Annotated in this window: 18 protein-coding genes; 12 read left to right on the top strand and 6 right to left on the bottom strand. The window is 69.4% G+C overall.

What is annotated here, in order from left to right:
• Positions 1-18 precede the first annotated feature (18 nt).
• On the bottom strand, positions 19-978 hold the full coding sequence (locus OHA18_RS03615) for a hypothetical protein (protein ID WP_329002144.1): 960 nt from the start codon (positions 976-978) through the stop codon (positions 19-21).
• A 63-nt stretch (positions 979-1,041) separates the two neighbouring features.
• Here OHA18_RS03615 and OHA18_RS03610 point away from each other — a divergent pair, with 63 nt between their 5' ends.
• From OHA18_RS03610 to OHA18_RS03600, 3 genes are all read left to right on the top strand, one after another.
• Entirely contained in the window at positions 1,042-2,007 is a 966-nt protein-coding gene (locus OHA18_RS03610; protein ID WP_329002143.1) for a helix-turn-helix transcriptional regulator, read from the top strand.
• 80 nt (positions 2,008-2,087) lie between these two features.
• Positions 2,088-2,726 (top strand): NAD(P)-dependent oxidoreductase, encoded by a 639-nt coding sequence (locus tag OHA18_RS03605; RefSeq protein ID WP_329002142.1) that lies wholly within the window; start codon positions 2,088-2,090, stop codon positions 2,724-2,726.
• The gene (locus OHA18_RS03600; protein ID WP_329002141.1) at positions 2,726-3,214 is read left to right on the top strand and encodes a DUF1772 domain-containing protein; all 489 of its coding nucleotides are present in this window, start codon (positions 2,726-2,728) and stop codon (positions 3,212-3,214) included. Before OHA18_RS03605 ends, OHA18_RS03600 begins: the two co-directional genes overlap by 1 nt.
• Positions 3,215-3,218: 4 nt before the next feature.
• On the opposite strand, the gene OHA18_RS03595 is transcribed toward OHA18_RS03600, so the two are convergent.
• Entirely contained in the window at positions 3,219-4,178 is a 960-nt protein-coding gene (locus tag OHA18_RS03595) for a P1 family peptidase (protein WP_329002140.1), read from the bottom strand.
• 18 nt (positions 4,179-4,196) lie between these two features.
• On the opposite strand from OHA18_RS03595, the gene OHA18_RS03590 reads away from it, so the two are divergent.
• The 4 genes from OHA18_RS03590 (at position 4,197) to OHA18_RS03575 (ending at position 6,738) form a co-directional block, all read left to right on the top strand.
• Positions 4,197-4,886: an MBL fold metallo-hydrolase gene (locus OHA18_RS03590; protein ID WP_329002139.1), complete on the top strand. Its 690-nt coding sequence runs from the start codon at positions 4,197-4,199 to the stop codon at positions 4,884-4,886.
• A gap of 64 nt (positions 4,887-4,950) precedes the next feature.
• Positions 4,951-5,214 carry a phosphoribosyl-ATP diphosphatase gene (locus tag OHA18_RS03585; protein WP_329002138.1) on the top strand — a complete coding sequence of 88 codons (264 nt, stop codon included), beginning with the start codon at positions 4,951-4,953 and terminating at the stop codon, positions 5,212-5,214.
• A gap of 51 nt (positions 5,215-5,265) precedes the next feature.
• Positions 5,266-6,114: an ATP phosphoribosyltransferase gene (hisG, locus tag OHA18_RS03580; RefSeq protein ID WP_329002136.1), complete on the top strand. Its 849-nt coding sequence runs from the start codon at positions 5,266-5,268 to the stop codon at positions 6,112-6,114.
• A gap of 165 nt (positions 6,115-6,279) precedes the next feature.
• Complete coding sequence (locus OHA18_RS03575; RefSeq protein ID WP_329002134.1) at positions 6,280-6,738, top strand: PH domain-containing protein; 459 nt, start codon at positions 6,280-6,282, stop codon at positions 6,736-6,738.
• On the opposite strand, the gene OHA18_RS03570 is transcribed toward OHA18_RS03575, so the two are convergent.
• Entirely contained in the window at positions 6,716-7,600 is an 885-nt protein-coding gene (locus OHA18_RS03570; RefSeq protein ID WP_329002133.1) for an aldose 1-epimerase family protein, read from the bottom strand. The genes OHA18_RS03575 and OHA18_RS03570 overlap by 23 nt on opposite strands.
• Positions 7,601-7,690: 90 nt before the next feature.
• Here OHA18_RS03570 and OHA18_RS03565 point away from each other — a divergent pair, with 90 nt between their 5' ends.
• Genes OHA18_RS03565 through OHA18_RS03550 form a run of 4 tightly spaced genes read left to right on the top strand, consistent with a single transcriptional unit; the run spans position 7,691 to position 10,452 of the window.
• Positions 7,691-8,026 (top strand): YciI family protein, encoded by a 336-nt coding sequence (locus OHA18_RS03565; RefSeq protein ID WP_329006063.1) that lies wholly within the window; start codon positions 7,691-7,693, stop codon positions 8,024-8,026.
• Positions 8,027-8,028: 2 nt separating this feature from the next.
• Positions 8,029-9,273 carry an RNA polymerase sigma factor gene (locus OHA18_RS03560; protein ID WP_329002132.1) on the top strand — a complete coding sequence of 415 codons (1,245 nt, stop codon included), beginning with the start codon at positions 8,029-8,031 and terminating at the stop codon, positions 9,271-9,273.
• Positions 9,257-9,697 (top strand): globin domain-containing protein, encoded by a 441-nt coding sequence (locus OHA18_RS03555; RefSeq protein ID WP_329002131.1) that lies wholly within the window; start codon positions 9,257-9,259, stop codon positions 9,695-9,697. Before OHA18_RS03560 ends, OHA18_RS03555 begins: the two co-directional genes overlap by 17 nt.
• Positions 9,694-10,452 (top strand): class I SAM-dependent methyltransferase, encoded by a 759-nt coding sequence (locus OHA18_RS03550; RefSeq protein ID WP_329002130.1) that lies wholly within the window; start codon positions 9,694-9,696, stop codon positions 10,450-10,452. The genes OHA18_RS03555 and OHA18_RS03550 overlap by 4 nt, the downstream gene beginning before the upstream one ends.
• A gap of 6 nt (positions 10,453-10,458) precedes the next feature.
• Here the strand turns inward: OHA18_RS03550 and OHA18_RS03545 are convergent, their stop codons facing one another.
• Positions 10,459-11,130, bottom strand: coding sequence for a uridine kinase family protein (locus OHA18_RS03545; protein ID WP_329002128.1), 672 nt, complete (start codon positions 11,128-11,130; stop codon positions 10,459-10,461).
• Positions 11,117-11,605 carry a hypothetical protein gene (locus OHA18_RS03540; protein ID WP_329002127.1) on the bottom strand — a complete coding sequence of 163 codons (489 nt, stop codon included), beginning with the start codon at positions 11,603-11,605 and terminating at the stop codon, positions 11,117-11,119. Before OHA18_RS03540 ends, OHA18_RS03545 begins: the two co-directional genes overlap by 14 nt.
• Before the next feature lie 88 nt (positions 11,606-11,693).
• Between OHA18_RS03540 and OHA18_RS03535 the strand changes: the two genes are divergently transcribed.
• A complete protein-coding gene (locus tag OHA18_RS03535; RefSeq protein WP_329002126.1) occupies positions 11,694-12,188 on the top strand; it encodes an SseB family protein in 495 nt (164 codons plus the stop codon).
• On the opposite strand, the gene OHA18_RS03530 is transcribed toward OHA18_RS03535, so the two are convergent.
• On the bottom strand, positions 12,174-14,633 hold the full coding sequence (locus tag OHA18_RS03530) for an ABC transporter permease (protein ID WP_329002125.1): 2,460 nt from the start codon (positions 14,631-14,633) through the stop codon (positions 12,174-12,176). The two genes, OHA18_RS03535 and OHA18_RS03530, sit on opposite strands and share 15 nt — an antisense overlap.
• Between the last annotated feature and the right edge of the window lie 5 nt (positions 14,634-14,638).

The following is a 14,638-nucleotide window of genomic DNA, read 5'->3' as shown; positions in this document are numbered from 1 at the left end:
GGCGACCGAGTCGAGAGCTCAGCCGATGCGGGTGTGGTTCATGTGCCAGTTCGCGATCCAGTTCTCGCCTCCGTCGGTCGAGAAGGACTGCTCCCAGGACGCCTTGTCGACGCCTCGGTTCCACAGGAAGCGGACGTCGATGGGCTGGCCGTCCCATTCGTCGGGGCCTTCGAAGGTGCCGGTGTCGCCGGTGAAGGAGCCGATGACAGGGGTCTCCAGGTGGCCGCGTTCGCTGTTGATCCAGTGGATGGCCCAGGTGCGTGATGCCGGGTTGTAGAGGCGGAAGGTCGCGCCGCGGAAGCCTTCCGTCGGGTACCAGCCTTCGTCGACGCTGATGGCTCCGTCGAAGTACGTGGTGGCCTCCAGCGACGCGTCGAACTCGTGCCACTCGAACGGTTCGCCGAGGACCGGGCGTCGGCGGAGGTTGTGGAAGTCCCAGCGGCCGACGAGGAAGTCGAAGTCGCCGGTGACCTTGGGTACGTCGAGGGGAGGCGGCGGGTTGGAGCGGCGGGTGAAGTCCATGGTCCAGTTGGTTTCCCAGGTCTTGCCGCCGTCGCTGGAATAGGCCTGCTCCCAGTGCGCGGTCTCAGCGGTGATGTCCGACCATTCGTAGCTGCACAGGATCGGGAACCCGTCGAGCGAGTCCTCTCCGACCAGCCGGCAGCTCGTACCGTCCGCAGACCAGCCGCCGCGCACGGGTGGGTACAGCTGCATCGTCGTGCTGTTGACCCACCAGATGCTCCACTGCTTCTCGACCGGGTCGAACACGCGGAGCGAGAGCCCGTACGACCCCTTCGTCGGGAAGCGCATCTCGTCGATGCTGATCTGCCCGTCGAAGTACGTGTGCGCGGTCGTGGTCCCGTCGTATTCGAGCCACTCGTCGCATCCGGCGAAGGCTTGTTTCAGGGTCCGGTGGTGGACGTCGAAGTACCCGTTGAGGAAGTCGAAGTCGCCGGTCGCTTTGTTCCATGTCGTCATGCAGCCAAGCGTCCAGCCAATACCTGACAACCGATGGCAGCGATAAGCATTAACCTGAACAGCATGCGTTCGAGCCGGCTGTTGTCGATCCTGCTGTTGCTGCAGACGCGCCGGCAGTTGACGGCGCGTGAGCTCGCGGACGAGCTCGAGGTGTCGTTGCGGACGATCTACCGCGATGTCGAGGCGCTCGCGGCGGCCGGGGTTCCGGTGTACGCCGATCAGGGTCGCGCCGGCGGTTATCGGCTCGTCGAGGGGTACCGCACCAAGCTGACCGGACTGACCGAGCAGGAGGCGGCCGCACTCTTCCTGGTCGGTATGCCGGGCGCGGCCGCGGCGCTGGGACTCACCGCGGAGACCAGTGCAGCCGAGCTCAAACTGCTCGCCGCCCTCGCCCCCGACCAGCGGGACCGCGCCGGCCGGCTCAAGAACCGCTTCCACCTCGACCTGCCCGCCTGGTATCAGGACGCGGAGGACTCGCCGCATCTCTCGGCGGTCGCCGACTCGGTGCTTCACGATCGCCGGATCAAGGTCATTTACCGCCGCTGGGAGGAGCCCCGCGAGGTCGAGCGCGTCCTGGAGCCGCACGGGCTCGTCCTCAAGAACGGCAGTTGGTACGTCGTGGCCGCCACCGCGAGCGGTCTGCGCACGTACCGCGTCTCCAACATCCTCGAGCTCACACCGACCGAGGAGGAGTTCGAGCGGGACCCGGACTTCGATCTGACCCAGTTCTGGCAGGACCACCTCCAAGGGTTCGACCGCATCCGGTACACCGGCGAGGCCGTCGTCCGGGTGGCCGCGCAACTCGCCGCCAGGATGTACGACGTCTCGTTCCCGAGCCTGGTCAAGGCGGTGGCGGCCGCCGAGCCCGAGCCCGACGGGAGCGTCGTCGTGACGATCCCGATCGAGTCCGTCGCGAACGCGGCCACCTCACTGAGCCGGTTCGGCGCCGCGGTCGAGGTGCTCGAACCCGCCGAGCTGCGAGCCGAAATGGCCACCCTCGGGAGGGCGATCCTCGACCTCTACCGCTGAGTGTGACCCACGTCCGCTTGTCTTGTCTGACTCATATATTATGATTTCCATACTATATGAGTCGACCGGAGGTGGGCGGGATGAGGATCACGGTGTTCGGCGCGACGGGTGGGATCGGCGGTCACGTCGTACGGCAGGCGCTCGATGCGGGGCACAAGGTGACCGCGGTGGTGCGGACGTCCTCGGCGTTCGAGCTGGAGCATCCGTCGCTGGAGGTGGTGCGGGTGGCCGGTCTGGACTCCGCGGAGCCGCTGCGCGAGGCGCTCGACGGGAGTGCTGCGGTCGTGTCCGGCGTGGGGGCCCGCGGGCGGAAGGACGGACCGGTCGCGTCGAACAGCACGCGGTCGATGCTGACGGCAATGGAAGCGGCCGGGGTACGGCGCTTCGTCGCGGTCAGCGCCGCGCCGCTCGGACCGGTCCCCGCGGACGAGAGTTTCCTGAACCGCCGGGTGGTGTACCCGATGATCAACGCCTTCGCGGCCGACGTGTACGCGGACCTCCGGCTGATGGAGGCGGCGATCATGAGCAGCACCACGGAGTGGACGATCGTGCGCCCGCCGAAGCTGAACAACAAACCGCTGACCGGTCACTACCGCACGCTGGTCGGCGGCACCGTGACGAAGGGGTACTCCGTCTCGCGCGCCGACGTGGCGCACTTGATGCTCGCGGTCCTCGACGACCCGGCGACCATCGATCAGTCGGTCGGAGTGTCGTACTGATGACGCGAATCGTGCGCTCGGCGAGCCTGCTGTTCAGTGGACTGTTCGCCGGATTCCTGGTCTGCGTGCTGGTGCTCGAGAACTCGCTGCGCGGGTACGACGCGGCCGTCTACACGCAGACCCGGTTGGTGGAGCTGGACTCGCTGGACAAGTTGGCCTCGGTGACCTTGATCCCGGCGCTGATCACCACGGCGGTGCTGGCGATCCGGGCCCGAGGCAACGATCGGCGTGTGGTGCTGGTGGCGATCGCGCTGCTGATCGTCGTGTTCGCGACGACACTGGCGATCAACCTGCCGATCAACTCGGATCAGGCGGCGTGGTCCGTGCAGAACCCGCCGTCCGACTGGGCGAGCGTCCGCGATCGGTGGCAGGTCGCCCACGCAATCCGTACGGTTGCGGCGGTGCTCGCCTTCGGTCTGCTGGTCGTGAGCAGTCAGCGGGCACCGGTCAGCTCGACTGTGCGAGTCCCCGCGGATGTCCACATGTGAACGGCTACACCAGGTTGCGGATGAGGTCGTGGGGTACGGCGTGGGCGGTGTTGCCGCGGTGGCCGGTGGTGGTTCGGGCCATCGTGAGTGAGTTGAGGAGCGCCTCTTCGACCGACTCGGTGACTGCTTGGAACGGCCCGCGGAGGTCGTTGTCCGCGTAGCCCGGCGTGCGGTTGGTGGTGAAGGCGATCGCGTAGTCGCCGCTCCCGGGCGCGAAGTCCGAGCCGACCCGGCCCATCGCGAACACCGCCCGCCGCGCGAGCCGCCCGAGCTGCCGGGCGTCGAGCGGAAGATCCGTGGCCACGACGATCATGCAACTGTTGCCGTCCGCATCAAGAGGCGTCGCGGGGATCGGTCGCCCAAGCACCGTCAGCAAGCCCGAGAAGTTCGACTGCACGATGGCTCCCACGGTGCCGGAGGAGATGGTGCGGGACGACGTGCCGATGCCGGCTTTGAAGCCGAGAGCTGTGGTGCCGGTGCCTGCGCCGACGCAGCCTTCCAGGGGGAGGGCGGAGGAGGCTGTGTCCAGGGCGGTATGGACGTGGTCCGGAGTGATCGGGCGGCGGCGGATGTCGGAGAGGTAGGCGTCGTTGGTTTCGCCGACGACCGGGTTGAGGCTGGTGGCCTTCGGGTCTCGATCGAGAAGCCAGCTCACCAGCGCATCGGCGACCCGGAACGTGCTCAGCGTGCCGGTGAGCAGGATCGGGGTCTCGATCACCCCGAGCTCGTCGACCTGGGTGGTGCCGATCAGCTTGCCGTACCCGTTGCCGACAGCAACAGCAGCCGGGAGCGTACCGGCGTACCCGTCGGGCACGATCGCGGTCACCCCGGTGTTCAGGCCGTCGCCGGTGAGCGTCGTCTGGCCGACGCGGACCCCGGGCACGTCGGTGATCGCGTTGAGCGGACCGGTGGGCAGGGTGCCGACGACGACGCCAAGGTCGCGGACTCTCCGGGGATTCTGCATACGGCTATCGTCGGGCACATGCTCGAGCACCTCGCCGGCCGGGTCTGGCTCTACCCGCACGACCCCGACCCGGACGCGATCCGCCCGTCGGTCGCCGTGATCGCCGACGACCGCGGCTCCGTCCTCGTCGACGCAGGCAACAGCCCCGAACACGCCCGAGCAATCGGTACGGCGATGGCAGCAGCCGGACTGCCCGCGCCGAAGTGGCTCGTCTACACGCACCACCACTGGGATCACACCTGGGGCGCCTCAGCCTGGGACGACGTCACGGTCGTGGCCCACGAAGCCGCTGTCGGCCTACTGACAGCCGAGGCAGCCAAACACTGGAGCCACCGCTACCTCCACGACGAAGTCGAGGCCAACCCCAAGTTCGGCCCGAGCTTCCGCGCCCGCGCGCTCGCCGTCCCCGACTGGACCGACTTCCGGATCGTCCTCCCCGACCAGACCTTCGACGACACCCTCACGCTCCCCACCGGCGTCGTACTGCGTCACGTCGGCGGCAACCACGCCCCGGACTCCCTGATCGCCGTCGCCGATGGTGTCGCCCTCCTCGGCGACGCGTTCTACCCGCCGCCGTACCACCTCCGCACACCCGACGACACGCTGGACTACGCGATGGTCAAGCGGCTGCTGTCCGAGCGACACGACTGGTACGTCGACGCCCACTCACCGCCCCGGACAAGATCAGCCGCACTCGCCGGGGCCTGACGGGGGTCCGATCGGCGGACCTGGGGAGGGAGTCCGGGGGCTCGCCCCGTAGGCTGGGCGCGCGATGAAGAGTTTTGAGGAGCTGTTTGCCGAGCTGGGTGAGAAGGCGGCGACGCGGCCGGAGGGTTCCGGGACCGTGGCGGCGCTGGATGCCGGCGTGCACGCGATCGGCAAGAAGCTGGTCGAAGAGGCCGCCGAATCATGGATGGCAGCCGAGTACGAGGGCAAGGAGCGGGCCGCGGAGGAGCTGTCACAGCTGCTCTACCACGCTCAGGTGATGATGCATGCCCTCGGCCTCGACCTCGAGGACGTGTACCGACATCTGTAGGAGCCCGCTCCGACAGATCACCGGTTCACACCCCCAGAAAGGGCAGTCGCCATGCTGCGCGTCGCAGTACCGAACAAGGGCTCGCTGAGCGAAGCCGCCACCGAGATGCTGACTGAGGCCGGCTACAAGCAGCGCCGGTCCACCAAGGACCTGACTCTCACCGACTCGGCCAACGAGGTCGAGTTCTACTACCTCCGGCCGCGTGACATCGCCGTGTACGTCGGCGAGGGGACGCTGGACGCCGGCATCTCCGGGCGTGACCTGGTGCTCGACTCGCACGCCGACGCGGATGTGATCATGGGCCTCGGGTTCGGCTCGTCCACGTTCCGGTTCGCCGGGCGGCCCGGGGTCGCGGACTCCGTGAAGGACCTGGCCGGGAAGCGCATCGCCACGTCGTACGCCGGGGTGCTGCAGGACCACCTGGCCGAGAACGGGGTCGACGCCGCCGTGGTCCGCCTGGACGGCGCGGTCGAGTCGGCCGTCCAGCTCGGCGTCGCCGACGTGATCGCCGATGTGGTGGAGACCGGTACGACGCTGCGCCAGGCCGGACTCGAGGTGTTCGGGGACCCGATCCTGAAGTCCGAGGCGGTGCTGATCAAGCGGCACGGCGTCGAGAACCCGCCGAACGGCATGCAGCAGCTGATCCGCCGGCTCGAGGGCGTCCTGATCGCTCGCAACTACGTGATGATGGACTACGACATCCGCGCCGAGGACGTCGACGCGGCCACCTCGGTCGCTCCCGGCCTGGAGTCGCCGACGATCTCCCCGCTGCACCGGCAGGGCTGGGTCGCGGTGCGCGTGATGGTCCGGCGCGCGGAGGCGCAGCGCCTGATGGACCAGCTGTGGGAGGTTGGTGCCCGTGCCATCCTCACCACAGACATCCACGCCTGCCGGATTTAGAGGGCATCGTGAACCCCCGCGCCTACTGCGCGGCACTCGGCGGGCACCTCGCCGCACTGGAGCGAGGGTCACGATGCTCCGCATCGAAACCCTCCCTCCAGCGCACCGAGGCACTCCGCCGAGCACCTGCTCGCAACGGCGCAGGGGTTCACGATGCCCTCTGACATGACGGACAGGCTCTTCACCTTCCATCCGCGGATCCTCGCGTTGATGGCCGGGGTGATGGGCTTGTCGCTGGTGGCGGTGTTCGGGGTGATCTGGGTCCGGTTGCCGGCGTCGTCGCGGGATTCGTTCAGCTGGTTCCAGCGGATCACGTTGCTGGTGTTCTTCGGGGCGATCCTGTGGATCCTGTACCGGATGACCACGCTGCGGGTGACGGCGTACGCCGACGGGTTGCGGGTCCGGAACGTGTTCAAGTCGTACACGTTGACCTGGGCGGAGATCAGCGGCCTGCGGTTCCGGTCGGGGGACGCCTGGCTGCAGCTGTTCGATGCCGACGGCAACCGGATCGGCATCCTCGCGATCCAGGCCGCGGAGGGTGCCCGGGCGAGCCGCGCCGCGAAGGAGCTCGCGGCGGTGGCTCGCGACCACGGCGCCGGAGCTAACCGGCCACCGCGAAGCTAGTCGTGTGGGACTCGCCAGGCTTCAGGACGACGAGGTCCTGACCGGTGATGAAGGCGTCCGGCGGACAGGTCATCGGCTCGACCGCGAGCGCCGTACGCCCGACTGCCTCGCCGGTGAACAGCTGCATCCAGGGGGTGTCACTGCTCAGGACCGACCGAGCGCCGCTGTCGGGGTCGGTCAACGACACCGACCACGCGCCGTCCAGTCCGGTGAAGGCGTTGTCGATCGAGGTTGCCTCGATGAGTCGGCCACCGGTGAAGTCGTACTGCGAGCCGGCGACTGGCGTGAGGCCGACGGGTTGCATGCGGTCCGCGGAGACTTCCAGGCGGTCGGACGCGGTGAACTCGAGGACGCATTCGTCGAGGGGGCGTCCGACGCTCAGATACGGATGTGCTCCGTAGCCGTACGGCGCCGAGCTCCCACCGACGTTGGTAGCCGTGGCGGTGACGGTGAGGCGGTCGGTCAGGCGGTAGTCGAGGCGTAGGTCCAGTTGGTGGGGATAGCCGGGTTGGCCGTGCAGACGGTGGCCGACGACGAGCGCGGCGGGATCCGAGCCGTCGTCGACGCGGAGCCAGTTCGCCCAGCGGGTCAGGCCGTGGATCGCGTTCGAGCGGGCGGGCTCGGTCAGGTACAGCTGCTGCGGCTCGCCCTCGAACGTGTACTTCCCGTCGGTGATCCGGTTCGGCCACGGGAACAGGTGCTGACCGATACCCGCATGCGCCGCCTCGTCCTCGTCGTACCCGAGCAGGACCGGGCGGCCGTCGTACGTCAGCCCGCGCAGCCCGCCGCCGACACTCACCACGGTCGCCTCGTACCCGCCGCCGCGGAGGACCCACTGCTCACCAGATGGCAGAACATTCATGGTCCAATCCTCTCCGACCCTGTCCATCCTGGGCGAACCCGTTCGTGGTCATGCTGTAAACACGCTCACAGGAGGTACGACGTGAAGTACATGCTGCTGATCAACGCTGCGGAGCTCGACGCCGAGAACGCCCCGGTCGGGTGCGAGCCGGAGGACTGGATGCGGTTCGACAAGGAGATCACCGACTCCGGCGTGGTGGTCGCGTCCGAGTCGCTCGCCGACCTGGTCACGGCAACCCGCGTCGAGGTCGCGAACGACGGCAAACGGACGGTGACGGACGGACCGTTCGCGGAGACCCGCGAGGTGCTCGGCGGGTTCTACGTGATCGACGTACCCGATCTGGACGTCGCGCTCGACTGGGCGGCGAAGTGCCCGGGGTCGCGGGCCGGCGGATCGGTCGTGGTGCGTCCGGTCGCGGAGTTCTGACGATGGACCAGGTCGAGGCGGTCTTCCGGGAGGAGCGGGGCCGGTTGCTGGCCGCGCTCGCCCGGCGGTTCGGGGACCTCGACCTGGCCGAGGAGGTCACCTCGGAGGCGATCGAGGCGGCGCTGGTGCGCTGGCCGGTCGACGGCGTACCGCCGAACCCGGGCGGCTGGCTGATGACGACCGCCCGGCGGAAGGCGGTGGACCGGCTCCGGCGCGACCAGGTGTACGCCGCCAAGCTCGCCGTACTGCAGGTGGACATGGACCGGGCCGCGCCGCAGCCGACCGGGGACGAGCTGCCCGACGAGCGGTTGCAGCTGTTCTTCACCTGCACCCATCCCGCGCTCGCGGCCGAGGACCGCGGCGCGCTGACGCTGCGCTGCCTCGCCGGTCTGACCACGCCGGAGGTCGCGCGGGCGTTCCTGGTGCCGACCGCGACGATGGCGAAACGGATCGTCCGGGCCAAGCAGAAGATCCGGGACGCGCGGATCCCGTTCCGCGTCCCCGACCCGGACGAGCTGCCGGAGCGACTGCCCGGCGTACTGCAGGTCGTCTACTCGGTCTTCACCGAGGGGTACGCCGCAAGCTCGGGACCGTACCTGCAACGCCTCGATCTCGCCGAGGAAGCGATCCGGCTGGCCCGGATCCTGCACCGGCTGCTGCCCGCCGAGCGCGAGGTGACCGGCCTGCTCGCCCTGATGCTGCTGGTCCATGCCCGCCGCGACGCCCGCACCGGCCCGGACGGCTCGCTGATCCTGCTCGAGGATCAGGATCGCCTCCGCTGGGACCACGAGATGATCGCCGAAGGCCGTGAGCTGGTCGTCGCCGCGCTCACCGGCGGCCCGGCGGGACCGTACGCCGTCCAGGCCGCGATCGCCGCCCTCCACGACGAGGCGGCCGACTTCGCCGGCACCGATTGGCCCCAGATCGTCGCGCTGTACGACGTACTGCTCGAGCTCGACCCGTCGCCGGTGGTCGCGCTCAACCGCGCCGCCGCCGTCGCGATGCGGGACGGCGCCGAGGCCGGCCTGGCTCTTCTGGACGAACTTGCCGGCGAGTCGCGGCTGCGCGACTACCACCCGTTCGCGCTCGCCCGCGCGGACCTGCTGCACCGGCTCGGACGTTTGCCCGAGGCAACCGCGGCGTACGAGCGGGCGCTGCAACTGGCCGGATCCGAACCGGAGCGTGCTCATGCCCGTGACCGGCTTGCCTCGATGGAGCAGACTGAGCGCCATGGAGACCGTTTATGAAGCGGCGGGTGGGTCCGAAGGCATGCTCCGGCTGGCGCGAGCCTGGCACGAGCGGGTGATGGCCGACGAGGTCGTCAGTCACGCGTTCCACGGTGAGGTCGAGCCTGATCACATCGAGCGGCTGGCGGCGTACTGGAGCGAGGCGCTCGGCGGACCGCAGGCCTACACCGGGGTGTACGGCACCGAGGCGTCCGTGGAGCGCCGGCACAGCGGGAACGGCGAGCACGACGAGATGAACCGGCTGGCGATCGAGCGCTTCGACGAGGCGATGACCGACAGTGGGCTCACCGATCCGAAGCTCCGCCAGGTCCTGCACGACTACTTCGCATGGGCAACGTTCACCACGATGTACCACCACAACTCCGCCGACATCGCCGACGACCTGAGCATCCCGCGCTGGTCCTGGGACGGCCTGGAAACGTGACGGACCGCCTCGCGCGGCTCGCCCGCAGCTGGGACGAGGCGGCGGAAGGCTACGACGCGTACTTCGTCCCACGCTTCGCGCCCTGGGTGCAGGCTGCGGTCGACGAGCTGGACGACGTACCTGAGGGCCCGATCGTGGTGCCTTGCTGTGGGACCTTCCCGGAGCTCGAGCTGCTGACCCCGCGGTTCCCCGGCCGGAGGATCGTCGGCATCGACCTGTCCGCCGAGATGGTCCGGTTGGCCCGCCGCCGCGCGAGTGGACAGCCGCTGGTCGAGGTCGTCCAGGGCGACGCCACGACCCTCGATCCGGCCCTGTCCGCTGCGGCCGTCGTCTCGGTCTTCGGGCTCCAGCAGCTGCCCGAGCCAGCGGCGGCGATCCGGTCCTGGTACGACGTGCTCCGGCCGGGCGGCCGGCTCTGCGTCGTGTACTGGCCCGAGTTCGCGGAGGAGACCGGTCCGTTCGCGCTCCTGGACGAGGTGATCGACGGGCGGCGCGATCGCGCCTGGGAGGACGCGCTGATCCCGGCGCTCGACGGTGCCCTGGTCGAGCGGGACGAGCTGGTGTCGTACCGGATGGTGCATCCCGACGCGGCGGCGTACTTCGATGCGGCCGACCGCTCCGGGCCGCTGCGCGCTACGGCGTTGGCACGTGGTGACGGGTACATCGCCGAGCTGCGGGCGAGCTACCTGGCGAAGGCTCCCGCGGGGGAGTGGGTCCACCATCCGCAGGCGCGGTTGATCTCCGCCAGGCGGTGATTCGGCTCAGGAGGCGGCTGAGTCGTGCGGCGGCAACGCCACCGACTTCGTGACGAGCTCCACCGCGGGGTCGAACGGGATGGTCGGGTCACCGTCGATGATCACGTGGGCGCGGGACCGGGTGGCCTGCTCGGCGAAATGGTCGCGCTCCCACCGCATCCACTCCAGCCAGTGGTCGCGGAGGGCCTCGCCGTCGCGCTCGATGCCGCGGTCCAGGCGGACCTCGTTCGACGTCTCGACCCAGAGCCGCAGCGATTGCCAGTGGGCGGCGTCCCGGTCGCAGGCGGTGACGCCTTCGACGATCAGCAGATCCACCGTGTTCGGTACGACGTGCAGCTCGGCGTACGCGCCGACGTACCAGTCGTAGCGGCGGTAGCGGCCCTCGCGGCCGTCGGCGAGCCGTTGCAGCACATGGTCGCGGAGCAGACCGAATCCACGCTCGGCTCCGGTCCAGCCGTCGTACAGGTCGTCCATGTGGATGACGTAGGTGTTCAGGTCGCGGGCCTTGGCCCGGGCCTCCAGGTTGGCGGCGACGGTGGTCTTGCCGGAACCGGCCGGTCCGTCGACGCCGATCAGCCGGGTCCGGCCCAGTTGGGGCGAGCCGGCCTGGACGTTGTCCAGCAGCGAGTCGATGGTCAGGGGCGAGCCGTGGTCAGCGGCTTTCTCAGTTGATTCCATGGCGCTTCAGAATGTCCTCGATCTCGTCGAACTCCGACGAATCCTGCTGCTTGGCCTTCCCCTTTGACGGCTTGGCAGCTTTGGCGGTGGTGGCCGACGCAGGTGCGGGACCTGTCGCGGTCAGCTCACCCGCGGGCGAGGCGGGCTTCTTTTCCTTCGGTGCCTTCGGACTACGGCCGCGGGCCACGCCGGAGACGACGTACAGCACCACGGAGACGCCGAACAGCGCGACCCCGGCCCAGACGGTCGGCGAGAAGATCAGGTGGGTGACCCAGCTCACCGTCGAGCGGACCACGTCCCAGACCAGCTCCAGCAGACCGGTCAGATACAGCGAGACCGGCAGCAGGGACCAGGCCACGCCGCGGGTGCCGGCCGCCACCCCGCGGCGCCGGAAGGCGAACCACGAGCCGATCAGACCGAGCAGCGTGAGGCCTACGCAGAACGGCAGCAGCGTCAAATCGTTGAAGTCAGGCACATACCCAGGCTCGCACAGTCCCGCCCGGAACCAAGAGGGGAAGAGCCCTGACGGGACCCTGAAAGCTCGATGGAGGAAGATGCGGGGCATGGAACCAGAGCGGCGGTTGGCCTTTACCGGGTTCGACAACGACGACGGCACGGCGGATCCCGCGCTGGCGGCCGCGCTTGCGGCGGGTAACGGGGGTGCGGTGCTGGCGGCCCTGACCAAGGCCCGGCTGCTGGTGCCGGTGGTGGCGGTGCTCGGCGAGGTCGAGCACGACGAGAACGGGCTGGCGCACGACAAGACCTCGGACATGGCCGTCGCGCTGCTCCAGGGGCAGGACGGGCGGAACGCGCTGCTCGCGTTCACCGGCACCGAGAGCCTGGCCCGGTGGAGCCCCGAGGCCCGCCCGATGCCCGCTCAGGCGCGGCTGGTCGCGACCGCGGCGATCCAGGAAGGCGCGGCCGCGATCGTGCTGGACATCGCCGGCCCGGCCGCGGGCGTGATCGAGACCGACGACGTACGCCGCCTGGCCGCCGGCTTCCAGGTCATCAGCCTGGAAGACGGCAACCACGCGTGGGTCGAATCAACCGACGGCTGAGCCGAGGGCGTCCATCGGCTTGGGGCGCATAGCGATCCGGCCGGTGATCGCGGTGGTCGGGAGGACCAGCAGGAGGACGACCGCGATCCAGGCGAGCAGGATCCAGGCCGGCCCGGACGGGATCGGCCAGCCCCGGGTCGCCATCGCGATCGGGAGCACCGTGAACGCCGCCGTGATCAGCCCGGTCACCAGCCCGAGCCCCGCGATCAGCAGGCCCTCGAGCCCGAGCATTCGTGACACGTCACGGCGCGTCGACCCGGTCAGCCGCTGCAGTCCGAACTCCCGGCGCCGGTCCAGCACCGCGACCGCGATCGTGTTGACCGAGGCGATCGCCGTGTACGCGACCGCGATGGCCGCCAGCAAGTACGCGATCCACGCATCCACTCCGAGCCCGGTGTCCAGCCCGTCGCTGAGCAGTTCGCGCCCGCCGATCGACGTACCCGGCCACTTCGACAGGTCCACGTTCACCTTGCCGGTGGTCTTCAGGACCAGCTGACTGGGCAGTCCGGTCGTGGTGTGGGCGGCCAGCAGCTTTGCGGGGAGCAGGAGGGACTCGTAGCCGGACGGGCCTTCGGCGAGCGCGACCACCTTGACCTTGACCAGGGCGTCGTCGCCCAGCCGCAATCCGATCTCCGAGCCGACGTCGACCTTGAGTTTCTTCGCCGTACCCGGGGGCAAGGCGACGGTGTCGCCGGTCAGGTCGTTCAGCGAACCCTTGGTTACCTTGTCCTTGTAGATCGGTCCGCTCAGGCCGAGCAGCGGCCAGGCGTCGCTGGTGTGGGAGGTGTCGTACGGCTCCTCGATCCAGCCCTTGCTGCGGACCAGTTCGGACGACGCGGTGACGCCGGGCAGGGCGCTCGCGGTCTCGGAGAGTGAGGCGGGGATGCCGCCGGTGATGATCACGTCGCCGGCCAGGTTGCTGGTGAAGGCTTCGACCGCTGCCTTCTGCTGCGTGGTCTGCGAGTAGATGTTGCCGATGGCAATCGCCGTGGCGATCGTGATCGGGATCAGGATCGCGCCGAACTGGACCGCGCGGACGCGCAGGTTGATCACCGCGAGAACTCCGCTCGTACCGCGGCTCTCGACGAGTCGCGTGATGCGTGGGACCAGCGCGCGCTGGATGACCAGCGGTGCCAGGATCGCGGTGGCGATCGAACCGGTCAGACCGGCCGGGCCGCCGACCGCGGCAGCGTTGGCGGGACCCATGAACGGGGTGGACAAGGCGATCGCGACCGTGGCGCCGGCGAAGATCAGGCCGATGATCATTCTGATGCGGCTGAGCGCGACGTTCGGTACGGCGGCTTCCGCGAGGGCCTGGATCGGGCGGATCCGGGCGGCTCGTCCGGCCGCGAATCCGACGGTCACCCGCAGTACTGCGAACGTGAGGATCGCCGCGCCGGCGAAGGGGAGCGGGCCCTGGTCGAAGCGGAGTTGCGCAGGCACGATGCCGCCGTCGGCCAGCATCCCGAAGATCCAGGTGCCTGCGATCCGGCCGCAAAGGAGACCGAGGACGAGCCCGAGGACGCCGACCACCATCGTCTCCGCGATCACCATCTTGCCGACCTGCCGTGGCGTCGCACCGCTTGCCCGCAGCAACGCCAGCTCGCGGCGCCGTTGCCGGACCGACAGACCGATCGTCGCCGACACGACGAGCGCCATCACCACAGCCACCATCCCACCGAAGACGCCGGACATGATGATCAGCGGCAGACTCGTCGCAATCCCCGCAAACTCCGCGACACCCCGGTCGTCGCCGGTGTAAGCCTTCACACCCACCGGCAAGTCGAGCCGCTTCGCCAGCTCACGAACCGAAGTCCCGTCCGCCGGAAACACCCCAATCGCATCCACCCCGGCCGGAACATCCGCATCCGCGAAGAACACCGCCGGTACGTCGACCTGCCGCTGAGCCACCGCGATCCCGGCCAGCACGAACGCCCGCGGCTCACCACCCACGGTCACCGTCACCTGATCCCCAGGCGTGGCAGAGCCCGCCAGCCACTCGTCCAGCACGACCTGCCCACCACGCGGAGCACTTCCACCGACCAGCCGGTACGGCGTAAGCGCCGCCGACCCCCACCCATGCCCAGCAAGAACTCCACCCGCACCTGTGCCGGGGCCGGCTGTTACTACAGCGGGGAACGACCTGTCGGCGATTGCCTTTGCGACTCCCGGCGTACCGGCGAGCTTGGCGACCAAGCTTGCGTCTACGCGGTGGCGCTCGGGGAACGCGGCGGAGCCGCTGCCGTTCGGGGGATGGTAGGCGGGGTCGCCGGTGACGATGATGGGGGCGGCGGCCAGGCGTTGGGGTGGGGCGTTGAGGCGGAGGCCGGTTTCCAGGAGGCCGCCGGCGGCGCTCAGGAGGGCGCCGCCGAGGAGGACCGCGACGAAGATCGCGAGGAAGGCGGCGGTGCGGTAGCGCAGGGTGGTGACGGCGAGGCGGAACATCAGGC

This window comes from Kribbella sp. NBC_00709 (assembly GCF_036226565.1).
Classification (GTDB): domain Bacteria; phylum Actinomycetota; class Actinomycetes; order Propionibacteriales; family Kribbellaceae; genus Kribbella.
This window is presented reverse-complemented; position numbering and strand designations above follow the sequence as displayed.